Origin of the sequence: Microtetraspora niveoalba (genome assembly GCF_001570405.1) — a bacterium.
Taxonomy (GTDB): Bacteria; Actinomycetota; Actinomycetes; order Streptosporangiales; family Streptosporangiaceae; genus Microtetraspora; species Microtetraspora niveoalba.
Genome location: NZ_BBYM01000012.1, coordinates 145,220 through 170,932 on the forward strand (window position 1 = coordinate 145,220; position 25,713 = coordinate 170,932).

The 25,713-nt window shown below is 72.1% G+C and carries 23 protein-coding genes; 15 read left to right on the forward strand and 8 right to left on the reverse strand.

Annotation, left to right across the window (positions count from 1 at the left end; all coding sequences use genetic code 11):
* Nucleotides 1-12: 12 nt before the first annotated feature.
* From alr to tsaD, 8 genes are all read left to right on the forward strand, one after another.
* Complete coding sequence (alr, locus tag AWQ70_RS13030) at nt 13-1,170, forward strand: alanine racemase (protein ID WP_067174869.1); 1,158 nt, start codon at nt 13-15, stop codon at nt 1,168-1,170.
* A gap of 53 nt (nt 1,171-1,223) precedes the next feature.
* On the forward strand, nt 1,224-2,276 hold the full coding sequence (locus AWQ70_RS13035; protein ID WP_067174871.1) for an alpha/beta fold hydrolase: 1,053 nt from the start codon (nt 1,224-1,226) through the stop codon (nt 2,274-2,276).
* Nucleotides 2,277-2,372: 96 nt separating this feature from the next.
* Entirely contained in the window at nt 2,373-2,828 is a 456-nt protein-coding gene (tsaE, locus tag AWQ70_RS13040) for a tRNA (adenosine(37)-N6)-threonylcarbamoyltransferase complex ATPase subunit type 1 TsaE (RefSeq protein ID WP_067174873.1), read from the forward strand.
* 141 nt (nt 2,829-2,969) lie between these two features.
* Nucleotides 2,970-3,602 carry a hypothetical protein gene (locus tag AWQ70_RS13045; protein WP_067174876.1) on the forward strand — a complete coding sequence of 211 codons (633 nt, stop codon included), beginning with the start codon at nt 2,970-2,972 and terminating at the stop codon, nt 3,600-3,602.
* 1 nt (nt 3,603) lies between these two features.
* Nucleotides 3,604-4,167 (forward strand): class F sortase, encoded by a 564-nt coding sequence (locus AWQ70_RS13050; RefSeq protein WP_067174878.1) that lies wholly within the window; start codon nt 3,604-3,606, stop codon nt 4,165-4,167.
* Nucleotides 4,168-4,269: 102 nt separating this feature from the next.
* On the forward strand, nt 4,270-5,043 hold the full coding sequence (tsaB, locus tag AWQ70_RS13055) for a tRNA (adenosine(37)-N6)-threonylcarbamoyltransferase complex dimerization subunit type 1 TsaB (RefSeq protein ID WP_067174884.1): 774 nt from the start codon (nt 4,270-4,272) through the stop codon (nt 5,041-5,043).
* On the forward strand, nt 5,040-5,510 hold the full coding sequence (gene rimI / locus AWQ70_RS13060) for a ribosomal protein S18-alanine N-acetyltransferase (RefSeq protein WP_373282318.1): 471 nt from the start codon (nt 5,040-5,042) through the stop codon (nt 5,508-5,510). The genes tsaB and rimI overlap by 4 nt, the downstream gene beginning before the upstream one ends.
* Entirely contained in the window at nt 5,497-6,534 is a 1,038-nt protein-coding gene (tsaD, locus tag AWQ70_RS13065; protein ID WP_067174885.1) for a tRNA (adenosine(37)-N6)-threonylcarbamoyltransferase complex transferase subunit TsaD, read from the forward strand. The genes rimI and tsaD overlap by 14 nt, the downstream gene beginning before the upstream one ends.
* A gap of 9 nt (nt 6,535-6,543) precedes the next feature.
* Here the strand turns inward: tsaD and AWQ70_RS13070 are convergent, their stop codons facing one another.
* Both AWQ70_RS13070 and AWQ70_RS13075 read right to left on the reverse strand, forming a co-directional pair.
* Nucleotides 6,544-7,332, reverse strand: a complete 789-nt coding sequence (locus AWQ70_RS13070) for a hypothetical protein (RefSeq protein ID WP_067174895.1) — start codon at nt 7,330-7,332, stop codon at nt 6,544-6,546.
* Between the two features lie 177 nt (nt 7,333-7,509).
* A complete protein-coding gene (locus tag AWQ70_RS13075; protein WP_084516940.1) occupies nt 7,510-8,754 on the reverse strand; it encodes a class I SAM-dependent methyltransferase in 1,245 nt (414 codons plus the stop codon).
* A 233-nt stretch (nt 8,755-8,987) separates the two neighbouring features.
* On the opposite strand from AWQ70_RS13075, the gene groES reads away from it, so the two are divergent.
* The 4 genes from groES (at nt 8,988) to AWQ70_RS38820 (ending at nt 12,241) form a co-directional block, all read left to right on the forward strand.
* Nucleotides 8,988-9,299, forward strand: a complete 312-nt coding sequence (groES, locus tag AWQ70_RS13080) for a co-chaperone GroES (protein ID WP_055482820.1) — start codon at nt 8,988-8,990, stop codon at nt 9,297-9,299.
* 72 nt (nt 9,300-9,371) lie between these two features.
* Nucleotides 9,372-11,000 (forward strand): chaperonin GroEL, encoded by a 1,629-nt coding sequence (gene groL / locus AWQ70_RS13085; protein WP_067174901.1) that lies wholly within the window; start codon nt 9,372-9,374, stop codon nt 10,998-11,000.
* A gap of 394 nt (nt 11,001-11,394) precedes the next feature.
* Complete coding sequence (locus AWQ70_RS13090; RefSeq protein ID WP_157530045.1) at nt 11,395-12,021, forward strand: sigma-70 family RNA polymerase sigma factor; 627 nt, start codon at nt 11,395-11,397, stop codon at nt 12,019-12,021.
* 52 nt (nt 12,022-12,073) lie between these two features.
* Entirely contained in the window at nt 12,074-12,241 is a 168-nt protein-coding gene (locus tag AWQ70_RS38820; protein ID WP_157530038.1) for a hypothetical protein, read from the forward strand.
* Here the strand turns inward: AWQ70_RS38820 and AWQ70_RS13095 are convergent.
* Together AWQ70_RS13095 and AWQ70_RS13100 are read right to left on the reverse strand one after the other, a co-directional pair.
* Nucleotides 12,202-12,579, reverse strand: coding sequence for a DUF5319 domain-containing protein (locus AWQ70_RS13095; protein ID WP_067175042.1), 378 nt, complete (start codon nt 12,577-12,579; stop codon nt 12,202-12,204). The genes AWQ70_RS38820 and AWQ70_RS13095 overlap by 40 nt on opposite strands.
* Nucleotides 12,580-12,712: 133 nt before the next feature.
* Nucleotides 12,713-13,705 (reverse strand): helix-turn-helix transcriptional regulator, encoded by a 993-nt coding sequence (locus AWQ70_RS13100; protein ID WP_067174905.1) that lies wholly within the window; start codon nt 13,703-13,705, stop codon nt 12,713-12,715.
* Nucleotides 13,706-14,164: 459 nt separating this feature from the next.
* On the opposite strand from AWQ70_RS13100, the gene guaB reads away from it, so the two are divergent.
* Together guaB and AWQ70_RS13110 are read left to right on the forward strand one after the other, a co-directional pair.
* The gene (guaB, locus tag AWQ70_RS13105; protein WP_067174908.1) at nt 14,165-15,646 is read left to right on the forward strand and encodes an IMP dehydrogenase; all 1,482 of its coding nucleotides are present in this window, start codon (nt 14,165-14,167) and stop codon (nt 15,644-15,646) included.
* A 94-nt stretch (nt 15,647-15,740) separates the two neighbouring features.
* Nucleotides 15,741-16,859, forward strand: a complete 1,119-nt coding sequence (locus AWQ70_RS13110; RefSeq protein WP_174552386.1) for a GuaB3 family IMP dehydrogenase-related protein — start codon at nt 15,741-15,743, stop codon at nt 16,857-16,859.
* A gap of 180 nt (nt 16,860-17,039) precedes the next feature.
* Here AWQ70_RS13110 and nagA read toward each other — a convergent pair whose 3' ends face one another.
* Together nagA and AWQ70_RS13120 are read right to left on the reverse strand one after the other, a co-directional pair.
* On the reverse strand, nt 17,040-18,182 hold the full coding sequence (nagA, locus tag AWQ70_RS13115; protein WP_067175045.1) for an N-acetylglucosamine-6-phosphate deacetylase: 1,143 nt from the start codon (nt 18,180-18,182) through the stop codon (nt 17,040-17,042).
* Nucleotides 18,183-18,268: 86 nt separating this feature from the next.
* Nucleotides 18,269-19,150, reverse strand: coding sequence for an SIS domain-containing protein (locus AWQ70_RS13120; protein ID WP_067174914.1), 882 nt, complete (start codon nt 19,148-19,150; stop codon nt 18,269-18,271).
* Between the two features lie 225 nt (nt 19,151-19,375).
* Here AWQ70_RS13120 and AWQ70_RS13125 point away from each other — a divergent pair, with 225 nt between their 5' ends.
* Nucleotides 19,376-21,118 carry a glycerol-3-phosphate dehydrogenase/oxidase gene (locus AWQ70_RS13125; RefSeq protein WP_067174917.1) on the forward strand — a complete coding sequence of 581 codons (1,743 nt, stop codon included), beginning with the start codon at nt 19,376-19,378 and terminating at the stop codon, nt 21,116-21,118.
* 69 nt (nt 21,119-21,187) lie between these two features.
* Here the strand turns inward: AWQ70_RS13125 and AWQ70_RS13130 are convergent, their stop codons facing one another.
* Both AWQ70_RS13130 and AWQ70_RS40490 read right to left on the reverse strand, forming a co-directional pair.
* Nucleotides 21,188-23,392: a beta-propeller domain-containing protein gene (locus AWQ70_RS13130; protein WP_067174919.1), complete on the reverse strand. Its 2,205-nt coding sequence runs from the start codon at nt 23,390-23,392 to the stop codon at nt 21,188-21,190.
* A gap of 31 nt (nt 23,393-23,423) precedes the next feature.
* On the reverse strand, nt 23,424-25,703 hold the full coding sequence (locus AWQ70_RS40490; RefSeq protein WP_067174921.1) for a serine/threonine protein kinase: 2,280 nt from the start codon (nt 25,701-25,703) through the stop codon (nt 23,424-23,426).
* Nucleotides 25,704-25,713: the final 10 nt, after the last annotated feature.

Genomic DNA, 25,713 nt, shown 5'->3' on the forward strand with positions numbered 1-25,713 from the left:
CAAACTGGAACGATGAGTTTCCCGATCGCCGTCGACGCGAAAGACCAGGTCCGGACCCCTGCCGAGGCACGGGTGGACCTCGCCGCGATCCGGCACAACGTCGGACTCCTCACCCGGCAGGCGTCCGGAGCCGAGGTCATGGTCGCGGTCAAGGCCGACGCGTACGGCCACGGGCTGGTCCCCTGCGGGCGGGCCGCGCTGGAGGGCGGCGCCACGAGGCTGGGCGTCGCGTTCATCCGCGAGGCGCTGGCCCTGCGCGCCGAGGGGGTCACCGCCCCGATCCTCGCCTGGCTCATCACGCCGGACGAGCCGCTGGACGAGGCGCTGCTGCAGGGGGTGGAGCTGTCGGCGAGCGCGCCCTGGCTGATCGACGCCATCGTGGCCGCCGCCGCGCGCACCGGCCGCACCGCCCGTGTGCACCTGGAGGTCGACACCGGGATGTCGCGGGGCGGCGCGCCGCTCGCGGGCTGGTCCGAGCTGATCGACGCGGCGCTGGCGGCGCGGGCGGAGGGCGCCGTCGAGATCGCCGGAATGTGGTCCCACTTCGCCTGCGCGGACATCCCGGGCCACCCGTCCATCGAGGCGCAGCTCGCCGTGTTCGACGAGGCGCTGCGCGTCGCCGACGCGATGCGCGTGCCGAGCGACGCGATCCGCCACATCGCCAACTCCGCCGCCACCTTCACCCTTCCGCAGGCGCGGTACGACATGGTCCGGCCCGGCATCGCGTCGTACGGGCTGAGCCCGATCCCGGAGATGGGCGACTTCGGGCTGCGCCCGGCCATGACGCTCGCGGCGCGGCTCGCGCAGGCCAAGCGGGTGCCCGCCGGGGCGGGCGTCTCCTACGGCCATCTGTACGTCACGGAGCGCGAGACGACGCTGGCGCTGGTGCCCCTCGGGTACGCGGACGGCATCCTGCGCGGCGCGACCAACCGGGCGGAGGTCCTGCTCGCGGGCCGCCGGCGGCGGATCGCTGGGCGGGTCTGCATGGACCAGTTCGTCGTTGACGCGGGGGACGACGCCGTCGCCGAGGGTGACGAGGTGATCCTCTTCGGCCCCGGCACGCAGGGCGAGGCCACCTGCCAGGAGTGGGCCGATTCCCTCGGGACGATCACTCATGAGATCGTGACCAGGATTGGATCCCGCGTCCCACGCGTTTACGCAGGCGACTGAGGAGATCGGGTGGAGCCGGCCGGCAGCGCGCCGCCGACATGAGGAGAGCAGGTATGAGCACACGCCGCAAGGTCGGGATCGCCGGGGCCGTCGTGGGCGCCGCGTCGGCGGGCGCGGCGGCGGCGGCCATGGCGAAGCGGTACGCCGTCGGCCGGATACGGCTGCGCCCCGATCTGGAGGCGAGCGAACCCTTCGGTGAGGTGCGTGGGCACGAGGTCACGTTGACCACCTCCGACGGCGTGCTGATCCACGCGGAGGTCGACGGGCCGGACGACGCCCCCCTCACGGTGGTGCTGTGTCACGGCTACTGCCTCGCCTCGGACTCCTGGCACTACCAGCGGCGCGAGCTGCGCGGGACGTACCGGGTGGTGACGTGGGATCAGCGCTGCCACGGCGCGTCGGCGCGGGCCGAGCCGAGCGACTGCACGATCGAGCGCCTCGGCGAGGACCTCGCGCTCGTGCTGGAGGAGCTGGTCCCCGGCCCGTGCGTGCTCGTCGGCCACTCCATGGGCGGGATGACGATCATGGCGCTGGCGGAGCGGCGGCCGGAGCTGTTCGGCGACAGGGTGCGCGGCGTGGCGCTCATCTCCACGTCGGCGGGAAAGCTGGCGGAGCTCACCCTCGGCCTGCCCGCGCTGGTGTCGAAGATCGTGCACAAGGCGGTCCCCTCGGCGGTGTCGGTGATGCGCAAGCGCGGCTCGCTGGTCGACCGGGGCCGCGAGGCGGGCAACGACGTCGCGTTCCTCGCGGTGCGCCATCTCGGGTTCGGCGACTCCCAGAACGTCAGCCCCACCGTGGTGGACTTCGTCGAGTCGATGATCAGGGCCACCCCGTCGGAGGTGATCGCCGACTTCTATCCGGCGCTCATGTCCCACGACAAGCTGACCGCGCTCGACGTGCTCAACAAGGTGCCGACCTCGATCATCGTCGGCGAGCGCGACTGGCTCACCCCGCCCGACCACAGCCGCGCGATCGCGGCGGCGGTGCCGACCGCGCAGCTGACCACCGTCCCCACCGCGTCCCATCTCGTGCAGTTGGAGAGCCCGGCGGTCGTCAACAACGCGCTGCGCGAGCTCCTCAAGCGAGCCGAACGCGGCGAAGCCTGAGCCGCCTTCCCCTGCCTGTCACACGCAATACAGTGTTTACCGGTGTGGAGTGTCAGGCGAGCGGCCGGTGAGTCCGGCCGAACGGAGGAGCGACCAGTGAGAACCGTCCGTACGACCGAGGAGATGCGGGCGCTGGGCGCGGAGATCGCGGAGCTGCTGCGCGCGGGCGATCTGATGGTGCTCACCGGGCCGCTGGGCGCGGGGAAGACCACGCTGGTGCAGGGCATCGCCGAGGGGCTGAAGGTGCGCGGCCCGATCACGTCGCCGACGTTCGTGATCGCGCGGGTCCATCCGTCGTTGTCGGGCGGTCCGGCTCTGGTGCACGCCGACGCGTACCGCATCGGCGGCTCGCTGGAGGTCGACGACCTCGACCTGGACGCGTCGCTCGCGGACTCGGTCACCGTGGTCGAGTGGGGTGAGGGGCTGGTCGAGGGCCTCGCCGACGACCGCCTGGAGGTCGTGATCGAGCGCGACGCCGAGGGCGAGGACCGGCGGGTACGGCTTCGCGGGGTCGGCGAGCGCTGGTCGGACGTCCCGGCATCTCTGGGCTAACCGGAATCCCCTCCTCGGAACAACCGAAAAGACCACTCCGGAGACACCCAACTGATTCGTTCTGAATCCTCCATTAAGAAGATCTTTAGCCCTGGGTTGGCATAGATTTTCTGGGTATACAGGGTCCGGAGGGGTGGTCGGATGATCAAGGTCAGGCTTGTCGCCGTCACAGGGATGATCCTGCTCGGCGGGCTCGGCTGCACCGCCGAGGCGCAGACGGCCGGCACCAACCCCACGGCCACCCTCACACCCGGGCAACCGTCGCCGTCCGTCACCCTCCCCCGGCAGGACATCAAGGTCACGGTCGAGCCGGCCAAGGTCGAGGGCGGGTCCACCCGGACCGTCCACATCACGGCGTACTGCCCGCTGCCGCAGGGCGGGACCGACTATCGCGCCACCGCCCGGTCGGACGCGTTCACCGGACTGGTGACGCTGGTCGCCCCGACCGGCACGCCCGCGCCCGACTCCAGCCCCGGCGTTCCGGCGGTGCGCGGCGGCGCGAACGTCCGGGCCGAGGCCAAGCCGGGCGGCTACAAGGTCGAGGTGCGCTGCGAGGCCACCAACGACATCGGCAGCGCCTCCCTCAAGGTCACTCCCGGCGCCGCGCCCGAGCACACGAAGATCCCCACCCGCGCTCCGCACGCGGGCGGCGGCGGCACCGCCGCGGGCGGGCCCGAGGAGGAGTCCGGCGCGCCGATCGGGGCGAGCGCGGTCGCCGTCATCGTGGCCGCCGGCGTCGCCGTGGGCCTGGCCCGCAGGCGCGCGGGGCGTTAGCTTGGCCGGTTCGTCCCGGTGGGTGGTCATCGCCGGGATCGCCACCGGGCTGGCGTTGTTCGCGATGAGCGGCCGGGAGGGCGAGCAGACGACCCCCGCCCCCGCCTCCGCCGTCGTGCCCAAGCGCATCGACATCCCCGCGCTGAAACTCAAGGCCCCGCTGATGAAGCTCGGACTCTCCACGGAGGGCGACGTCGAGCTCCCGCCGTACGACAAGCCGGGTATGGCCGGGTGGTACACGGGCAGCGCGGTCCCCGGCGACCGCGGAGCGTCGGTGATCATCGGGCATGTGGACACGAAGACGGCGCCCGCCGTCTTCTACCGGCTGCGCGAGCTGCGCAAGGGGCAGCTCGTCAGGGTGCTGCGCAGCGACGGGCGGACGGCCGAGTACCGCGTCGACTCAGTCGAGCGCATCCCCAAGAGCGACTTCCCCGCCGAGCGCGTGTACACCGAGGACGGCCTGCGCCTGATCACCTGCGGCGGCAGCTTCGACTGGGCCCGGCACGAGTACCGCGACAACGTCATCGTCTACGCCTCGCCGGCCGGGAGCGACCCCCGCGCGTAGCCCCCACCCGCCCCGCGAGTCCCGCGGCCCGGCCGCCCGGCGGGGCGCAGAGACGCGCGTGACGGGCCCGGGGGGACCCGACAGCGGCTAGGCTTGGCCTTTGTGCTGGTCTTGGCCCTCGATACCGCTACCCCCGCAGTCACGGCCGCGTTGCACGACGGCAGTCGCGTGCTGGCCGAGTCGACCACGGTCGACGCCCGCCGCCACGGGGAGCTGCTCGCTCCCGCGGTCGAGCGCGTGCTGCGTGACTGCGACGCCTCCCTGCGTGACGTGACCGTCATCGTCGCCGGCTCCGGCCCCGGGCCGTACACGGGCCTGCGGGTCGGGTTGATGACCGCGAGCGCGCTGGCCGCGACCGTGGGCGTCCACGCGTACGGCGTGTGCACGCTCGACGCGATCGCCTTCGCCTCCGGCAGGACCGAGCCGTTCCTCGTGGCGACCGACGCCCGGCGCAAGGAGGTCTTCTGGGCGCGGTACGGCGACGCGCGCACCCGCCTGGACGGGCCGCGCGTGGACCGGCCGCACGACCTGCCCGCGGAGCTGCCGGTGATCGGCGCGGGCGCCCGGATGTACGCCGAGACGATCGGCGGCGATCGGGTCGGCGACCCGGAGTACCCGTCGGCGGGGGCGCTCGCGGCGCTCGCCGCGGAGCACCTGGCCGGGCTCGCCCCCGAGCGGGCGGCCGAGCTGGCCAGGGTGCCCGACGGGCGGATCGACTCGGTCGAGCAGGCGAGCGGGCTGGCGGTGCTCGGCCCGGCGCGGCCGATCTACCTGCGCAGGCCCGACGCGCAGATCCCCGGCGCCCCGAAGAAGGTGCTGGAGCAGGCCCGGCGCGGCGAGCCGCGGGACGAGCGAGGAGTGGTGAGCGGCCAGTGACCGCCCTCCTGCGCCAGATGACCATGGAGGACCTTCCGGCCGTGGTCGAGATCGAGCGGATCACGTTCCCGCTCGACGCCTGGAGCGAGGCCATGCTGCGTGGCGAGCTCGACGACCAGCCGCGCACCCGGCACTACGTGGTCGCCGTGGACGGTGACGAGATCGTGGGCTACGCCGGCCTGGCCGCCGCCGCCGACCAGGCCGACGTGCAGACGATCGCCGTCCTCGCCGACCATCGCAGGTCGGGCATCGGCGCCGCGCTGATGTCCGAGCTGCTCGCCGAGGCGGAACGGCGCGGCGCGAGCGAGGTCTTCCTGGAGGTCCGAGCGGACAACTCGCCCGCCCGCGCGATGTACGAGCGGTTCGGCTTCGAGCGGCTCGGCGTCCGGCGGAACTACTACGACGACGGAACCGACGCCATCACGATGGTGCGGGATCTCAGAGGAGGGGCGCATGAGCGGGCGTGACGAGCCGATCGTCCTGGGGATCGAGACGTCCTGCGACGAGACGGGGGTCGGTCTGGTCCGCGGCCACACGCTGCTGGCGAACACGATCGCGTCCAGCATGGAGGAGCACGCCCGCTTCGGCGGCGTGGTGCCCGAGGTGGCCTCGCGCGCGCACCTGGAGGCCATGGCCCCCACGGTGGAGAGCGCGCTGGACAAGGCCGGTCTGCGCTTCTCCGACATCGACGCCGTCGCCGTCACCGCCGGTCCCGGCCTGGCGGGCGCGCTGCTCGTCGGCGTCGCCGCGGCCAAGGCGTACGCGCTGGGGCTGGGCGTCCCGCTGTACGGCGTCAACCACCTCGCCGCGCACGTCGCGGTCGACCAGCTCGAACACGGGCCGCTGCCCAAGCCGTCCATCGCCCTGCTGGTGTCCGGCGGCCACTCGTCGCTGCTGCTGGTCCCCGACGTCGCCCAGGACGTGATCTCGCTCGGCTCGACCGTGGACGACGCCGCCGGCGAGGCGTTCGACAAGGTGGCCAGGGTGCTGGGCCTGCCGTTCCCCGGCGGCCCGCACATCGACCGCTCCGCCACGTCCGGCTCGGGCACGGCCATCGCCTTCCCTCGCGGCAAGTACGACGACGGCACGCTCGACTTCTCGTTCTCCGGCCTGAAGACGGCCGTCGCCCGCTGGGTCGAGGCGCGTACGGCCGCGGGCGAGACGGTCCCGGTGGCCGACGTGGCCGCGTCCTTCCAGGAGGCGGTCGTGGACGTGCTGACCCGCAAGGCGCTTCAGGCGTGCCGCCGCTACGACGTCAAGGACCTGCTCATCGGCGGCGGCGTCGCGGCCAACTCCCGACTGCGCGCGCTGGCCCAGGAACGCTGCGACGCGGCGGGCGTACGGCTGCGCGTGCCCCGGCCCGGGTTGTGCACCGACAACGGCGCCATGGTGGCCGCGCTCGGCTCCGAGCTGGTCGCGGCGGGGATCCGGCCGTCGGCGCTGGACATCCCGGCCGACTCCTCGCTCCCCATCACGGCCGTCCACGTCTGAGACGGGAGGTCACGCCGGGGGCCCCGAGGCCGGCGTCCCGCGCTCGATCTCCGCGACCCGGCGGCCGATGTCGTCCACCCGTTGCCGTACCGCTTCCACGCGGCCGGTCAGGCGGGTCTCGGTCGAGATCAGGTGTTCGTCGAGGGCGGTGAACCGGCCGTCGATTCGTCCCTCCACCACGTCGAAGCGGTCGTCGTGGCGGCTCAGGTGCCCGTCGATCGTGTTGAGCCTGGCGTCGGCGGCGCCGAGGGTCGTGGTCGCGCCGCGCAGGTGTGCCCCGAGGTCCGCCAGATGCTCCTCGGCGGCCGCCAGATGGCCCTCGACGGCCGTGACCCGGCCCTCGACGCCGTCGAGCCTGCCGCCCAGCCGTTCGGCGGCTCGCGCCAGCTCGCCGACGGCGCCGTCGAGCCGGCTGAAACGCCCGGCGGCGGCGTCCATGCTCGCCTGGAGCCGGTCCACGCGCTCGCCGACCTCGTCGATCTGGTCGCGGACCACCTCGACGTGCCGGGCGAGGCTCTCGGCCCAGGTCGGGGGTTTCGCGGAGAGGACGTCGATCTGGTCGCCGAGCGACTCGATCATGCCGGCGAGGCCGCCGAGCCCCCCGAGTCCGCGCTCGCGAAGCTCGCGGAGCAGCCACTCCATGCCTTCGAGGCGCTGTCGGATCTCGTCGAGCGCGGCGCCCTGAGTGCGCTGCTCGTAGACGTGGTCCTGCGCCGCGCGGGCCAGCAGCTCGCGCATCCGCTCGGATACGGCGGTCTGGCTGCCAGATTGGAGGAGGCCGTGGCTGGAGTGGTCCACCGAAAGCTCCTTCGCCCCGCCGGGACATGTACGGCGGGTTGATCCGGTTTCGAGGGATTCATGATCGGGCGGGACAGGCCCGACCGCCCACTGTAGCCGCGTACGGCGCCGGATTCCGGTGGGACGGTGAAACACTGTGGTTATCGCCGTATTGCCGGGATAAGTCGTAGCTCCAGGTCAGACGGCCTGGCAAATGAATGCGTAAGGACGCTCGCCGATCCTGGTAAGAACGATTACCCCTGAATTGTCCCCTGAAAGACGCAAATTTCGTGACAATTGATCGATGTCGACGGCGGATCCGCGCTTCTTGATCGTCACGTTTCCGACGCCGCGCTTCCTCAGGGCCGCGCGCAGCGCCTTCAGCGAGAACGGCATGACCTCGTGTACCTCGTACGCCGCCGCCCACGGCGTGCGGACGAGCACGTCACTCGTGATGTAGGCGATCCGGGGGTCGAGCAGGTGCCCCTCGACCATGCCGGCCACCTCCGCCACCAGATGCGCCCGGACCGCCGCACCGTCGGGCTCGTACAGGTAGTGCGCGACCGGGCCGGCGCCGACCTCCGCCCCGGAGGGGACGAGTGTCTCGCCGGACGGCAGCAGGGTCGCCCGCCGTTCGGGGGGCGCGCTCCCGTGGACGACGGCCCCGGGGACGTGTGCCAGGCCGCCGAGCCAGATCACCGCCTCCTTCACCTCGCCCTTGTACGAGACCCACTCGGCCTCGGCTCCCTCCGGGATGAGCTCGTACGGGATGCCGGGCGCGACCTTGAGGCAGGCCGCCGGGGCTCGGGACGCCAGCTCCAGCGTCACGGGCCACGAGGGCGAGTAGGCCATCGGGTCGAACACCCGCCCGCGCGCGCCCCGTCTCGCCGGGTCGGCGAAGAGCACGTCGTACGCCGACGGATCGGTGTCTGCGGCGTCGGCCGTACGGATCGCGACCAGGTCGGAGAGGCCGAGCGCGGCGGCGTTCGCCCGGGCGACCTCGGAGGTGAGCGGGTCGAGGTCCACGGCGTCCACGGCGCAGCCCGCGCGGGCGAGGGCGACCAGGTCGCCGCCGATCCCGCAGCACACGTCGAGCACGCGCGGGCCGCCCGCCCCGGCCCGTCCGGCATCGCCCGGGGTCCCGGCGGGAACGGCGGCGGCGACGCGGCGGGCGCGGTGCGCGGCCACCTCGGCCCGGGTCGCCTGCTCCAGGCCGTGAGGGGTGAAGTACATCACGGCGGCGTCCGCGCCGAACTTGGCCGCTCCCCGGCGGCGGAGGCCGGCCTGGGTCAGTGCGGCCGACGTCAGCGCCGGGTCGTGGGCGCGCCGCAGCCTGGTCGCCGCCGCCACCGGATCGAGCCCCTCGTCCAGCACACGCACGGCTTCGGCCAGCGCAGTACGCCCCTCCGGTGTCAGCAGCTCACGGAACGCCTCAAGGTCCACGACTCCCGACGCTATCGCCTCCCCGGACCCACCCCCGCCGCCCCGAGCGCCTTCGGTAGCTGACCTGCGACGGGGGTTCGTGTTGACTGTCACGGTCCCCTTGCATACTGTTTCGTGTTGGCACTCGACTAGCGAGAGTGCCAACAGCGACGAGGCAGGTCTGACACCCGCGACGGCAGGCCGCTGGTCGCCTCTTCAGCTCATTCATCGCAATCTGAAGGGGAGGTCCGATCGTGACGACCGCCACTAAGGTTCCCGTTAAGCCGCTTGGTGACCGCATCGTGGTCCAGCCGCTTGAGGCCGAGCAGACCACCGCTTCCGGCCTGGTCATCCCGGACACCGCCAAGGAGAAGCCGCAGGAGGGCAAGGTCCTCGCGGTGGGCCCGGGCAACTGGGACGAGGACGGCGAGAAGCGCATTCCGCTCGACGTCAAGGAGGGCGACGTCGTCCTCTACAGCAAGTACGGCGGCACCGAGGTCAAGTACGGCGGCGAGGAGTACCTGGTGCTCTCGGCCCGTGACGTGCTCGCCATCATCGAGAAGTAGGCCGCGCAAAGCATGAGGAGCCCCGGGACATGTTGTGCCCGGGGCTCCTGTGCGCTCGTATAGGAGACGTGAATGCCCAAGATCCTGGAGTTCGAGGAGGACGCGCGGCGCGCTCTTGAGCGTGGCGTGAACGCCCTCGCGGACGCCGTGAAGGTTACGCTCGGTCCCCGTGGCCGGAACGTGGTCATCGACAAGAAGTTCGGTGCGCCCACGATCACCAACGACGGCGTCACCATCGCTCGCGAGGTCGAGCTGGAGAAGCCGTACGAGAACCTCGGCGCCCAGCTCGCCAAGGAAGTGGCGACCAAGACCAACGACATCGCGGGTGACGGTACGACCACCGCCACCGTGCTGGCCCAGGCGATGGTCCGCGAGGGCCTGCGCAACGTCGCCGCCGGCGCCCAGCCGCTGTCGCTCAAGCGCGGCATCGACGCGGCGGCCAAGGCCGTCAGCGACAGGCTGCTCGACGGCGCCCGGCCGGTCGCCGACAAGCAGGAGATCGCGCACGTCGCGACGATCTCCGCGCAGGACGCGAAGATCGGCGAGCTGATCGCCGAGGCGTTCGACAAGGTGGGCAAGGACGGTGTCATCACCGTCGAGGAGTCCAACTCCATGGGTCTGGAGCTGGACTTCACCGAGGGCCTCCAGTTCGACAAGGGTTACCTGTCGCCGCACATGGCGACCGACCTCGAGCGCATGGAGTCGGTCCTCGAGGACCCCTACATCCTGATCACCCAGGGCAAGATCTCCTCGATCGCCGACTTCCTGCCGATCCTGGAGAAGGTCGTTCAGACGAAGAAGTCGCTGCTCGTGATCGCGGAGGACGTCGAGGGCGAGGCCCTGGCCGTCCTGGTGACGAACAAGATCCGCGGCACCTTCACCTCGGTCGCCGTCAAGGCCCCGGGCTTCGGCGACCGCCGCAAGGCCATGCTGCAGGACATCGCCATCCTCACCGGCGGCCAGGTCGTCAGCGAGGAGGTCGGCCTCAAGCTCGACAACGTCGGCCTGGACGTGCTCGGCACGGCCCGGCGCGTCGTCGTCACCAAGGACGCGACGACGATCGTGGACGGCGCCGGCGACGCGAAGGCGATCGACGACCGCGTCAAGGAAATCAAGATCGCCATCGAGCAGTCCGACTCCGACTGGGACCGCGAGAAGCTCCAGGAGCGTCTCGCCAAGCTCGCGGGCGGCGTCTGCGTGCTCAAGGTCGGCGCGGCCACCGAGGTCGAGCTCAAGGAGAAGAAGCACCGCCTTGAGGACGCGATCTCGGCGACCCGCGCCGCGATCGAGGAGGGCATCGTCTCCGGCGGTGGCTCCGCGCTCGTGCACGTGGCCAAGGAGCTGGACGACCTCGGTCTGTCCGGCGACGAGGCGACCGGTGTCGGGGTCGTCCGCAAGGCTCTCGTCGAGCCGGCCCGCTGGATCGCCGAGAACGCCGGCCTCGAGGGGTACGTCGTGACCTCCAAGGTCGCCGAGATGGCGGTCGGCCACGGCCTCAACGCCGCCTCTGGCGAGTACGGCGACCTGATCGGCCAGGGCGTCATCGACCCGGTCAAGGTCACCCGTTCGGCCGTGCAGAACGCCGCGTCCATCGCCGGCATGCTGCTCACGACCGAGGCCCTCGTGGTGGACAAGCCCGAGGAGGAGGCTCCGGCCGCCAACGGGCACGGTCACGGCCACGGGCACGGTCACGGCCACTGATCCGGTGACGTGACCCGGGCGAAGGCCCGGCGAACGGACCGCGTGGGGCGCGGCGGTGTCTGGACTGAGGAACGAGTGGGCTGAGGTACGAGGCCCCGAGAGACGAGGGAAGGCATCGCCTGAAGGCGCCCCGCGCAGCCGGGCGAAGGCCCGGCGAACGGACAGGGTACGGCTCTCGCTGACGCGGGGGCCGTACTTCTTTTTGCGGTAAACCGAAGTGCGGGGTGGCGCGTCGTCCCTGGTCGTACATCTGACATGTAATTGCCAATTGGGCCATTCATCTGAAATATTCAAACCCTCTTGTGTTCAATCGATTACGTCTGGTTATCGACGCGTCAATGTGACCAATCCGTAGCCGTTAACCATGACGACATGCGCGATCGTGGCGGGCATCATGCCTAACGTGACCGAGGGACGCGTCGCCGACGCCGCAACTGGGGTAAGGCTTGCGACGAGATCGGATGAGTCCGACCTCAGGGAACTGACCAGCCTTGCCGTACAAGGAGATCGCACCGCGATCGAATCGCTTCTGGGGCACCTGCGCCCGATGGTGGTGCGCTATTGCCGTGCGCGACTGGGAAGGGTTTCCGGTCACTATCACATCGCCGACGACGTGGCTCAGGAAGTGTGCATCGCGGTGCTGTCCGCGCTGCCGCGTTATCGGGACATGGGGCGTCCGTTCGCGTCGTTCGTGTTCGGGATCGCGTCGCACAAGGTCGCCGACGCGCTGCGCAGCTCGGTGCGGTCCGCCGTGCCGACCCAGGACCTGCCCGACGGCCCGGACGACGGTCCCGGGCCGGAGGAGACGGTGGTGCGCTACATCGAGGCCGAGCACGCGCGGGCGCTGCTGTCGCGGCTGCCGGACAACCAGCGCGAGCTGCTGATCCTTCGGGTGGTGTCCGGGCTGTCGGCGGAGGAGACCGGGAACGTGCTGGGCATGTCGCCCGGCGCGGTGCGGGTCGCCCAGCATCGGGCGCTGACGAGGCTCAGGCAGATGGCCGATCTGGAGTCGATTGCTTGATCAACGCCGTCCTCGTGCACCGGGCTAGCCGGGGGCGTGCGACGATGCAGCAGTGGATGCGGATGTTGCGCGGACCGACGCCGTTCTGGACGCGCTGGCCCGGCGGGAGGCCGTCTTCGAGCTGGAGGCCGGAGATGTCGCCGTGCGCCTGCTCGGCGCGCTGATCGCCGATGTGGACGGTCACCGGCTCTCTTCTGTGTCGATCACGCCGTCGACGTAGCCTCGGGCGTACTCCCAGCTCACGTAGTCGCTGGGGTCGGGTTGGAAGGCGGGCTCGTGGACCTGGGGGCGGCCGTTGTCGATCATCTGTCGCAGGTTGCCCCGGAGCAGGTCCCAGCTGAAGTAGTGCTGCTCGCCGCACTCGGGGCAGTCGAGGACGAGGCCGAGCACGCCCTGAGGTTCGAGCAGGGAGCGGAACACCTCGACGTCGGCGAGGTCGGTGAGGGCCTCGTCGCGCTCGGCGAGGGTCAGTGGCTCCTGATCGTCGGGCTCGCCCAGCTCGGCCGAGGGGTCGTTCGGGTCGTCCGCGAAGGGGTCGCGGGGGACGTCTTCCAGCACCATCCCACCTTATGACCCACCCCGCCCCCGCGAGCGGAAGTGGGCACACTCGGGACGGTCCACGTGTTTTGACCGGCTCGTACGGAACCGGCCGTGGAAGGGCCCGTGCGGGACCGGGCGGCCGGGCGCCGGGTCAGAGCCAGGACCGGCGGCTGGCCTCCACACCGGCCTGGAAGCGCGAGTTCGCGCCCAGCTCGGCGATCGCCTGCGCGAATCTCGCGCGCACCGTGCGTACGGAGAGGCCGAGGTGCCGGGCGATGGACTCGTCGGAGAGCCCCTGGGCGGCGAGCCGGAGCACCTGGATGGCGCCTCCGGGACGCGCGACGGGCACCGCCCTGCCCCACAACTCGCCGAACAGGGCGCGGAGCGCGCCGACGACGACGGGCGACCGCACCAGGGAGCAGTTGTAGGCGTGTTCGGAAGGCGAGGCGCCCCACTGGACGGGCAGTCCGGCCGCGTCGGCCCCGAGCGCGAAGAACCAGCTCGGCACCTGGTCGAGGGAGCGCACCTCGGCCCCGGCCCTGTTGAGCAGCCCGGCGGTCTCGCGGAAGGAGGGGACGCCGAGCGCGGACACCGGAACGAGCAGGCGCGACGTGAGATCGCCCTCCTTGATCGCGCGGATCCACATGTCCGCGTGCTTCTCGAAGAAGTCGCCGGTCGTGCGCCGGTCGGGGAGCGCGGCGACCAGCTCGGCGCGGGGAGCCTGCCCGGCCAGCCCGATGACCGCCTCGTACAGCTCGTCGGCGCCCGTCAGGGACCGGACGCTCAGCTCGCCCCTGCGGTAGTCGCGCCCGGAGTCGTAGTGCTGGGCCAGGTCGCCGACGGCGGCGAGCATCTCGTCGATCTGGCGGCTCTGCAGGGCCAGCAGGGAGAGCCGCTCGGCGACCAGCCGGCCGACCGGCCCCGCGGGATGGCGGGCCAGGTACTCCCCGGCGGCCTCGTCGACGGCTCCGAGCCGGATGAGCGTCGCCAGGAGGCCGGCGACCCGGTCCGCGGGCTCGTCCACCGCCTGGGCGACCTCGTCGAGCGTGGCACGGTGCAGTCGCAGCACCGTGGTGTACACGGCGGTCTCCGCCTCGCCGAGACCGAGGGCCTGGAGAGGGTCGGCGTTTCGCGTCGTGTTCATGGCTCGCTCCGCGCGCTCGGGTCGCCAGCGCGGCGGGCCACGCGGGAACGTCTCCCGGCCGCGCCGCCTGGCGAGGATATCCCCGCGCCCCCGGCCTGTCCGGAGGTTCCGTCATTCCGCGGAACGCATGTGCAGCTTTGTGCAGTTGCAGGGTGAGACATTGCATATCAACGGAGTGTGACGCAGTCTTAACACAGCGTCGGCAAGTTACCGCGATCCGGCGCCACCGGGCGCGGAGGGGGGCTCGGGTCGCGGGATCGCGATTGTCGCCGATGGTGGGGGGACCGGTCAGCCGGTCCCCCCACTTCTTTGTGCCCGCGTTTCTGTCGGGGGGAGGTGGGCCCCCCTCTTCCGTGAGGCGAGGGGGTGTCAAGCCTTGACAAGCGGGTTTGAGCCGGGCCACTACACTTGCACCCGGGGGCTGGCGAGGGCTCCGCCGAGGCGAAGGAGGGGTCACGGATGGCCAAATTCACCGCACAGGGATACACGTTCGACGACGTGTTGCTGGTCCCGGCGTATTCGGATCTACAGCCCGGCGAGGCCGACACGACGACCCGGCTCTCCCGTAACGTCTCGTTGCGCATCCCGCTGATCTCGGCGGCGATGGACACGGTGACCGAGGCGCGCATGGCGGTGGCGATGGCCCGCCAGGGCGGCATCGGCATCCTGCACCGCAACCTGTCCATCGAGGAGCAGGCGACGCAGGTCGACCTGGTCAAACGGTCCGAGGCGGGCATGGTCACCGACCCCGTCACCTGTTCTCCGGACGACACTCTCGCCGACGTCGAGCGGCTCTGCGCCACCTATCGCATCTCCGGCGTACCGGTCACCGACGCGTCCGGCGTCCTGGTCGGCATCGTGACCAACCGCGACATGCGGTTCGAGGCCGACGAGACGCGCCCGGTCCGCGAGGTGATGACCCACATGCCGCTGGTCACCGCGCCGGTCGGGGTCTCGCGCGACGAGGCGTTCCGGCTGCTCCGCAAGAACAAGGTCGAGAAGCTGCCGCTGGTCGACGAGGCCGGGCGGCTCCAGGGCCTCATGACCGTCAAAGACTTCACCAAGAGCGAGCAGTACCCGCTGGCCACGAAGGACCCGCGCGGCCGGCTGATGGTCGGCGCGGCCGTCGGCGTCGCGGGCGACGCCGAGCAGCGCGCCCAGGCTCTCATCGAGGCCGGGGCGGACGTCGTCATCGTGGACACCGCGCACGGCCACTCCCAGGGCGTGTGCGAGATGGTCTCCAAGATCAAGGCCAACGCCAAGATCGACGTGATCGGCGGCAACGTCGCCACCCGAGCGGGCGCGCAGGCGCTCGTCGACGCGGGCGCCGACGCGGTGAAGGTGGGCGTGGGCCCGGGCTCGATCTGCACCACCCGCGTGGTCGCGGGCGTGGGCGCGCCGCAGCTCACCGCCATCTACGAGGCGTCGCTCGCCTGCGCGCCCGCCGGCATCCCGGTCATCGGCGACGGCGGCCTGCAGTACTCGGGCGACATCGCCAAGGCGCTGGCCGTCGGGGCGGACACGGTCATGCTGGGCTCGCTGCTGGCCGGATGCGAGGAGTCGCCCGGCGAGCTGATCTTCATCAACGGCAAGCAGTTCAAGTCGTACCGCGGGATGGGCTCGCTCGGGGCGGTGCGCAACCGCGAGCGCGGCGGCGCGTCCTTCAGCAAGGACCGGTACGCCCAGGCGGACGTGAGCGGCGAGGACAAGTACATCCCCGAGGGCATCGAGGGGCAGGTCCCCTACCGCGGCCCGGTCGCGGCGGTCGCGCACCAGCTCGTCGGCGGGCTGCGCCAGGGCATGTGGTACACCGGCTCGCGGACGATCGCCGAGATGCACGAGAAGGCGCAGCTCATGCCGATCACCGCGGCGGGTCTGAAGGAGAGCCACCCGCACGACATCCAGATGACCGTCGAGGCGCCCAACTACCACCGCCGATAAGTTCTGTCACGGACGGCGGACCACTGCGACGCCGGTACGGCTGCCGCCGCTCGGCGGGAGCCGTACAGGTATGGATCGGAAAGAGTAGGACGATATGACTCAGGTGGAGATCGGGCGCGGCAAGAGCGGGCGGCGCGCGTACGCGTTGGACGAGATCGGCATCGTGCCGTCCCGGCGCACCCGCGACCCCGAGGAGGTCTCGATCTCCTGGCAGATCGACGCCTACCGGTTCGACCTGCCCATGGTGGTCAGCCCCATGGACAGCGTCGTGTCCCCGCGGACGGCGATCGAGATCGGGCGGCTGGGCGGCCTCGCCGTACTGGACCTCGAAGGGCTGTGGACGCGCTACGAGGACCCGACGCCGCTGCTCGAAGAGGTCGCGACCCTCGACAGCGACGCCGCGACCCGGCGGCTGCAGGAGATCTACACGGCGCCGATCGACGACGAGCTGATCGGCCGGCGGATCGAGGAGATCCGCGCGGCCGGCGTCACCACGGCGGTGCGGCTGTCCCCGCAGAAGACGGCGCGGCACCACAAGGCCGTCATCGACGCCGGTGTGGACATCTTCGTCATCCGGGGCACGACGGTCTCGGCCGAGCACGTCTCGGGCCGGGCGGAGCCGCTGAACCTCAAGCAGTTCATCTACGAGCTGGACGTCCCGGTGATCGTGGGCGGCTGCGCCACCTACACCGCCGCGCTGCACCTCATGCGGACCGGCGCGGCGGGCGTGCTGGTCGGCTTCGGCGGCGGCGCGTCGCACACCACCCGCAACGTCCTCGGCGTGGTCGTGCCGATGGCCACCGCGATCTCGGACGTGGCCGCGGCGCGCCGCGACTACATGGACGAGTCGGGTGGACGTTACGTCCACGTCATCGCCGACGGCGGCATGGGCGGCTCCGGTGACATCGCCAAGGCCATCGCCTGCGGCGCCGACGCGGTCATGGTGGGCTCGCCGCTCGCCCGCGCCGCCGAGGCGCCGGGCCGGGGCTTCCACTGGGGCTCCGAGGCGCACCACCCCGAGCTGCCGCGCGGCAAGCGCGTCGAGTTCGGCACGATCGGGACGCTGCAGCAGATCCTGCACGGGCCCTCGTCGCTCGCCGACGGCTCCATGAACCTCATGGGCGCGCTGCGTCGGACGATGGCGACCGCGGGCTACTCCGACCTGAAGGAGTTCCAGCGGGTCGAGGTCGTCGTCGCCCCGCCCCAGCGCTGACACACCGCCGGGCACTCCGGCATCCGGACGGAACGCGGGCCCCTCGCCTCGGGTGAGGGGCCCGCGTGGTGTCTCCGGCCCGCGCCGGTCTCCGCGGCCCGCGCCGGTCTCCGCGGCCCGCGCCGGTCTCCGCGGCCCGCGCCGGTCTCCGCGGCGCGCGTCGCGGGCGGGCGGGTCAGATCACGCGGCGGCCGGGCGGCGGACCCAGGCGCCGCGGCGCATCACGCCGTCGACCTCCAGGGTGTCGCCGAGCACCACCAGGTCGGCGTACTTCCCGACCGTGATCGAGCCGATCTCGTGGTCGAGGCCGAGCACGCGCGCGGGGGTGAGGGACGCCATCCTCGCCACCTCGACCGGTGGGACGCCCACCTGCTCGACCGTCCGCTTGAACGCGACGTCCATCGTGAGCGTGCTGCCCGCGATGGAGCCGCCGTCGGCGATGCGCGCCACCCCGTCCTTCACTTCCACGGTCATCGGGCCCAGGGGGTAACGCCCGTCGCCCATCCCGGCCGCCGCCATCGCGTCGGTGATCAGCGCCGTACGGCCGGGGCCCGCCACCCGCATCGCCAGCCCGAGCATCGCCGAGTGGACGTGGACGCCGTCGTTGACGAGCTCCACCGTGACCCGGTCGTCCTGGAGCAGGGCGGCGATCGGGCCGGGATTGCGGTGGCCGAGCTGCGGCATCGCGTTGTAGAGGTGGGTCGCCACACCGGCGCCCGCCTCGATGCCCGCGATCGTCTGGTCGTACGTGGCCTCGCTGTGGCCGAGGGCGGCGATCACGCCCTCGGCGACGGCGTCCCTGATCACGTCGAGCGCGCCGGGCAGCTCCGGGGCGATCGTCAACATCCGGACCCGGCCCCGGCCCGCCTTGACGAGCTGCCGGAACTCCTCGCGCGACGGGTCGCGCAGCAGCGCGGGGTCGTGCGCGCCGCACCTGCTCCGTGCGATGTACGGACCTTCGAAGTGGATGCCCGCGAGGAGACCCTGCTCGCAGAGGTCGGCCAGGGCGGACGCCGCGCGGGCGATCCGGTCCGGCGTGGCGGTGACCAGGCTGGCGACCAGCGTGGTGGTCCCCCTGCTCAGGTGGAACGCCGCGACCTCGGCGGCGGTGTCCGGGTCGCCGTCGGGGAACGAGCCGCCGGCCCCGCCGTGGCTGTGGATGTCGACGAAGCCGGGGACGACCAGCCGGCCGCCCAGGCTGTGGCCGTTCCCCGGCGCGGGGCCGTGCCCGATGTGGGTGATGCGTCCGTCCTCGATGGTGAGCCAGCCGTCGTGCTCGCCGTCGAGTGTGACGACGCGGGCGTCGGAAAGGGTGATGCTCACGCCGTCCTCCTCGCCCGCGACGGTCGCGGTGATCGGTTCCCGGAGTCCTCGTTCATGGGTCCATCCTGCCGCGACCGGACGGAGGGTCACGCCTCCAGGATCACCGAACGGGTGAGGTGCAACGGCTCGTCCGGGTCGAGGCCGCGGGCCCTGGCGCGCTCGACCGCGACACGCTGGATCTTCACCAGCTCGGCCATGGCGTCCCTGCCGCCGGCCAGGAAGGAGCCGCCGGTGGCCGCGACCTGCTCCGCCAGGCCCGGGGGGACGTCCTGTCCGAGCATCCACGTGATCCGGCCCGGACCGGCGATGCTGATCGGCCCGTGGCGGTACTCCATCGCCGGGTAGCTCTCGGTCCACGACCGCGCGGCCTCGCGCATCTTCAGCGCGGCCTCGGTGGCCAGGCCGCAGGTCCAGCCGCGGCCGAGGAACGTGAACTGCTCGGCCTCGACCAGCTCGGGGGAGACCGGCTCGGCGACGGCCTCCTCGGCGTCGGTGATGGCCTTGGTGAGGTCCTCGCCGAGGTGGGCGCGCAGCAGGGCGAGCTGCGTGGTGGCGAACCGGGTCTGCACGACCGAGCGCTCATCGGCGAAGTCCAGCACCACCACGTCCCCGGCGAGCGACATGACCGGTGTCGCGGGGTCGGCGGTGATCGCGCTCGTCGCCGTGCCGGTGGCGCGGAGCAGGTCGAGCACCTCGGTGGTGGTGCCGGAGCGGGTCAGGGCGAGGATCCGGTCGTAGCGGCGGCCGGAGGGCATCTCCGAGGCGGCGAACGCGTCGGTCTCGCCGTGGCCGGCCCGCTCCCGCAGGTCGGCGTACGCCTGGGCGACGAACCACGAGGTGCCGCATCCGACGACGGCCACCCGCTCGCCCTCGCGGGGCAGCGCCGTACCGGCCTCGGAGGCGAGCTCCACCGCCCTGCGCCAACAGGCCGGTTGCGATGCGATCTCCACCTCGGTGTGACTGGTCAAAGCAGGCTCCTTCTGTTCATTTCTGCATCATCTATAGCAGAAACGCGCATCTTTGTGCATACCCTGTTTATGGCCTCGCTTCGCTCGGCGGGCTCGGGGCGCCCCGAGCCCGCCGAGCGAAGCGAGCGCCATCAACGCAGCGAGCGCCATAGGCGCAGTTTGACCGGACAAAACGGGGTAGAACACCCATAACGCAAGGCACTGCCGTACCTGACAGGGAGCTCTATGACGGCGCGAACAGGCGCTGCGCGGCTCGGCCCGGCCGAGCGGGCGGGCGCACTGGCCCAGATGGCGGCACAGGAACTCGACGTCGTCGTGGTCGGAGGCGGAGTGGTGGGCGCGGGTGTCGCCCTCGACGCGGCGACCCGCGGGCTCTCGGTGGGGCTGGTGGAGGCGCGGGACTTCGCCTCCGGCACCTCGTCGCGCTCGTCCAAGCTCATCCACGGCGGCCTGCGCTATCTCGAGCAGCTCAACTTCGACCTGGTCAGGGAGGCGCTGCGCGAGCGCGGGCTGCTGCTCCAGCGGATCGCGCCGCACCTGGTCAGGCCCATCCCGTTCCTGTTCCCGCTGACTCACCGGGGCTGGGAGCGTCCGTACATCGGGGCGGGCATGGTGCTGTACGACACGATCGGGTTCTCGCCCGGGATCACCCGCGGCGTGCCGGGCCACCGCCACCTGTCGCGGCGGCGGGCGCTGCGGCTCGTGCCGTCGTTGCGCAAGTCCTCCTTCGTCGGCGCGGTGCAGTACTGGGACGCGCAGGTGGACGACGCGCGCTATGTGATGACCATGCTGCGCACCGCCGCGACGTACGGGGCGTACGTGGCCTCGCGCAGCCAGGTCGTCGGCTTCCTGAGGGAGGGCGAGCGCGTCACGGGGGTGCGGGTCCGCGACCTGGAGGCGGACACCGAGTTCGACGTGCGCGCCCGGCAGGTGGTCAACGCGACCGGCGTGTGGACCGACGACATCCAGCAACTCGTCGGAGGGCGCGGGCAGATCCACGTGCGGGCGTCCAAGGGCATCCACCTCCTGGTGCCCCGCGACCGGATCCAGTCGGCCACCGGGATCATCCTGCGTACGGAGAAGTCGGTGCTGTTCGTGATCCCGTGGGGCAGGCACTGGATCATCGGCACCACCGACACCGAGTGGACGCTGGACAAGGCGCATCCGGCGGCGTCGCGTGCCGACATCGACTATGTGCTCGACCACGTCAACGAGGTGTTGTCGGTCCCGCTGAGCAGGGACGACGTCGAGGGCGTCTACGCGGGACTGCGTCCGCTGCTGGCGGGGGAGTCGGAGGAGACCTCGCGGCTGTCGCGCGAGCACGTCGTCACCCATCCGGTGCCGGGGCTCGTCATGATCGCGGGAGGCAAGCTGACCACGTACCGCGTGATGGCGAGCGACGCGGTGGACGCCGTCGCCCACGGGCTGGACCAGCGGGTGCCGCCGTCCTGCACGGACCAGGTGCCGCTCGTGGGCGCGGAGGGCTACCCGGCGCTGTGGAACTCCCGGCATCGGCTCGCCCAGTCGTCCGGCCTGCACGTGGCGCGGATCGAGCACCTGCTCCATCGGTACGGCTCGCTGATCGATGAGGTGCTGCTGCTCATCGAGCGCGACCCGTCGCTCGCCCGGCCGCTGGCCGGGGCGGACGACTACCTGCGGGCCGAGGTCGTGTACGCGGCCACCCACGAGGGCGCCCGGCACCTCAACGACGTGCTGACCCGGCGTACCCGCATCTCGATCGAGACCTTCCACCGGGGGGTCGCGGTCGCGCAGGAGGTGGCCGAGCTCGTGGCCGGCCCGCTCGGCTGGGACGCCGACCAGGTCAGGCGCGAGGTCGAGTACTACACCAAGCGGGTCGAGGCCGAGCGGGCGTCCCAGGAGCAGGACACCGACCGGGAGGCCGACGCCATCAGGCTCGGCGCGCCGGAGATCGTGCCCGTGGCCGTCCCGGAGGCTCACCCGGCCTGAGCCGCCACGGCCGCCGCCCGGGACCCGGCACGGCGCCGCCCGTAGGAGAGCCGCGCCGGGTCGGGCGCGTCAGGTGAACGGGATCCAGGCCCGGTCGGCGAGGGTGCCGGCGTCGCTGACCTTGACGCCCAGCTCGGAGAAGGTCCAGACGGTGTCGCCGATGACGACGCAGCGGCGGATGCCGGGGTCGGCGGTCGGGGCGCCGTCCTCGTCCTTGACGCCCGGGTGCCGGATCGTGCCGGTCTTCGCGATCGCGCCGTCGGAGACCTTGAGCACGAGGGCCGAGCTGCCGTTCCGCCAGTCTCCGCCGTAGTTCTGCAGGGGGAGCATCGCCAGCCCGCTCTGCGGCCAGTAGAGGAACGCGTGGGGGTCCCACTCGGCGTCGGAGCCGGAGTTCCGCTGGTGGAAGCGCGAGAGCAGCCTCGGGGTCGCCGGATCGGCGACGTCGAACAGCGAGATCTGGGTGCCGAGGACGCGGCCCTGCGCGCTCGCCTCCTGGCCGACGCCGAGCAGCCGCCCGTCGCCCGCCGGGTGCAGGTACGACGAGTAGCCGGAGATCTTCAGCTCGCCGGTGACCCTCGGTGCCGCGGGGTCGCGCAGGTCGAGGGTGTAGAGCGGGTCGACCTGGCGGAACGTGACGACGTAGCCGACGTCCCCGATGAAGCGCACGGAGTAGATGCGCTCGCCCTTCCCGAGCCCGGTCACCGCGCCCACCTGGGCGAGGGTGTCGGCGTTGAGCACGTAGACCCCGCTCGAGCTCTTCTCGGCCGGGCCGCCGAACACCTCGGCGTTCGACGTGGTCGCCACCCGCAGGTGGCCCGCGTGCTCGGACAACGAGTACTGGTTCAGCAGCCGTCCGGGCACGACGCCGGAGCTGACGTAGCGCGGCGTGCCCGTACCGGTGATGTCGAACCGGTGCACCTCGGTCTGCTCGGGAGGCGTCGTCGGCGTGGGCGAGGGGGTGACCTCCTCGGGGACGCCCGTGGCGGTCGCCGACGGCCGGACCTCCTCGGGGATGGGGCCGGCCGTCGGCGACGCGCCGCCCTCCTCCGGCGTCACCTCGGGTGTCGCGGGGACCTTCTCGGGGGCGCTCGCGCTCGGCTCGACCTTCGGAGCGACGCCCGAGGGGTCGACCTCGGAGGGGGCGACGACGGAGGGGGCGACGGCCGTGGGGGTGGGCTCGCCGCCCTGCCCGGGAGTGCTCCCCGCCGTGCTCTCCGCCGTTCCGGGCGTTTCAGGAACCGGCTCCGGCGGGACGTCGACCGGCATCGGACGGAACCACCAGTTGGGGTTGCTGGTCACGTACAGGCTGTCGTCCGTGCCGTACACGGTGTCGCCGTCGGCGGCCACGCTGATCGGCGGGACGGCGTCGAGCGCCCCGGCGAGGTCCACAGTGAAGACGGTGAGCAGGGACGTCCCGGTGAACTTCTCCGGGTGGCTGACCTGGTCGCACCGCACCCGGTCCGTACGGCTCCCGCCCCCGGAGGCGATCTCGAACCGCGGCAGCCACGCCTCGATCGGCGCGGCGCGTACGGCCTCGCGGTTGGCCTCGAGCATCTGCCGCGGGGACGCGTCGGGCTTGTGCTGCGGGAAGGCGATCTCGGGCTGGGACCTGACCACGATCCGCACGGTGGAGCCGACCTGCCGGGCGTCGATGTGCGAGCCGCGGGCGCTGAGCGTGCCGAGCAGCTTCGGCGGGCCGGACAGGTCGACGAGCATGTATCTCGGCCCGTCGGTGCCCGGCCGCATCTTGGCGACCGCCCCGAACGGGATGATCCCGCCGCTCTGGACCAGAACCAGCGCGCGGTCGCCGGAGACCAGCAGGTCGGCGGGGACCCAGCCGTCCTCCTCGGACACGAGCCGGAGCGTACCGGTGACCTCGCGGGTGGCGGTGTCGATCACGCGTAGCACACCCCGGTTGACGGTGATCACGCGCTTGCCGTCGGTCTTGACCAGGTCGGGCTCGTCGACGCCGGCCTCCTGCACGTTGGTGGTGGAGTGCGCCTGCTCCGGGACCGCCGCCTGTTTGCCCGCCGCCGCCGTGTCCCTGGCCAGGAACGCCACGACCTCGCCGAAGCCCCACTCCGTCACGTTCTCGGCGGTCGTCCGGCGCAGCCCGGCCAGCATGTCGTCGCAGTTCGTGTAGGAGACCAGGCGGACCTTCCCGCTCAGGTCCGCCTTCTCGGGGGCGGACGCCGCACGGCTCCCGGAACACGCCGCGGCGAGCAGCCCGGCGAGCGCGACGGCCCCCGCCGTACGAATCGATGTCCTCATGCCCCTAGTACGGATCATCGTCCGGCGGGGTTCAGCCGCCGCCGGTCCGCGTGTAGAAGGGGCCGAGGACGTCGGACTGGGTGGTCTCCAGCAGGGTCCGCACGGTGGTCCCGTCGAGATCGACGACGATCACGCTCGCCTCGCCCGACCGGGGCGTGGTCCAGCAGAACACGTGCGTCGCGTCCCACCAGCCGAGCACCTTGGAGCAGTCGGAGCCGAATCTCGTCGTCTCGGACCCGGAGTCGGAGTCCCACACGCACACCTTGCTCCGCGCGTCCGGGCACTCGGTGACCATCGCGTCGCCCGAGGGGGAGAACAGCCCGGACGACGTGTTGTACGGCGTGCCGACGCCGCCGAGGGTCCTGACGATCTTCCCGTCGAGGTCGTAGACGCGGATCCCCGCGGTCTTCCCGCTGTGGAAGTAGGTGGCGACCGTGGTCTCGTCGCCGGTCCAGTAGAACCGGCCCTCCTTGATCGCGGGGTCGTTGATCTGCCTGACCTTCGCGGTCCCGGCGGCGACGTCGACGACGACGAACCCCTTGGTGGTCCACGTGCTGCCGCCCGGGTTCCTGATGCTGAGCAGCAGCCGGTCGCCGTCCCGGGTCCACTCGGCGTACTCGTAGGTCAGGGGGCGTTTCACCGTCGCCACCGTGCGGACCTCGCCGGTGGCCCTGGTGATGATGTCGACGCCGTGGAAGTCGTCGTCGGTGTAGTTCTTGTTCCGGCCGGCGGAGAGCCTCCCGTCCGGGGAGATCGTCTGCTGCCAGTACTTCGTGCTCTTGGTGAACGACCCGTGCGTCGAGTTCCGCGGATAGTTGATCCACGTGTTCTTGGCGGTGTTCTCGACCTCGTAGTAGGTCAGCGTCATCGGGTCGGTGGGGTGCTCGTACAGCGTGGCCCGCACGCCGGGCAGTTTCACGCTGGTCAGCCCGGAGGTGGGAACGGGGGTCGCGGACGGGCTGGGCGGCGGCGTCGGCGAGGCGGCGAGCACGCTCGCGGACGGCGTCTCCGGTCCCGGGCCGGGGAGGGGCGTGTCGACGGGCCGCAACACGAGCCAGGCCACCACGGAGACGACGGCCAGCGCCGCCACGGCGGCGACCGCGGCCATCGCCACCCGGCCCCCGGACCGGCCGCCCTGCTGCCCGCCGGGGACCGTGGGGTACGCCCCGGCCCGCGCGGGATAGGGGGAAGGCGGCGGCGGAGGGTACGGCGACGACCCGGCGTACGGCTGCGGGGAGTAGGGCCGCGTCGGGTACGCGTACCCGGGGTCCGCCGGGTACCCCGGTGGCGGCCGGTCCATCGGGTACGCGGAGGACCCCGGGGCCGGGACGCCGTGCCCCGGATCGCTGTGACCGGGACCGCTGTGACCGGGAATGTGACCGGGACCGCTGTGACCGGGACCGCTGTGACCGGGGCCGCCGTGAGCCGGGCCTTCGGGCGCCGGGCCGCCCGGAGCGGCGGCCGCGGCGGCCTCGCTCAGGATGGCCGGGCCGGGCGCGGAGTTCTGCAGCAGTCTGAGGAGCACCTGCTCGGCGGTGGGCCGGGCCCGGGGGTCCTTGGCCAGGCACGCGGTCACCACGTCGCGCAGCGGCGCGCCGAGGTTCCCCAGATCGGGCGGGGCGTTCAGGATCCGGTTGATCACCGCGGGCATGGTGTCGTTGCCGAACGGCGCCCGTCCGGTGGCGGCGCTGACGATCGTGCAGCCCCAGGCGAACAGGTCGGCGGGCGGCCCGGCCGGCTCGCCCATGATCTGCTCGGGCGACATGTACGACGGCGTGCCGACCGGCTGGGAGGTGAGGGTGTGCGCGGAGTCCACCGCACGCGCGATGCCGAAGTCGATCACCCGGGGCCCGTCGGGGCCCATGATGACGTTGGCCGGCTTCAGGTCGCGGTGGACGACGCCGGCCTGGTGGATGGCCGCGAGCGCGGTGGCCGTGCCCACGGCGAGGCGGTGCAGCGCCGGGCCGGGGATGGGGCCGGAGGTCTGCACGCGCCGCTGGAGCGACGGGCCCTCGATGTACTCGCTGACGATGTACGGGCGCTCCTGCTCGACGCCGGTGTCCATGACCTGGGCGGTGCAGAACGGCGCGACGCGCTTGGCGGAGGTCGCCTCGCGCAGGAAACGCTCGCGCATGGCGGGGTCACCGGCGAGGTCGGAGCGCAGCCACTTGACGGCGACGCGCTCGCCGGAGGGCCCGACCCCGAGGTAGACGACTCCCTGGCCGCCCTCGCCGAGCCGTCCCGTCAGGTCGTAGGCGCCCAGGCGGACCGGATCCGCCGGCCGCAGCGGGGCGACGTCGGGGCCCGCCATCACCGGGTGG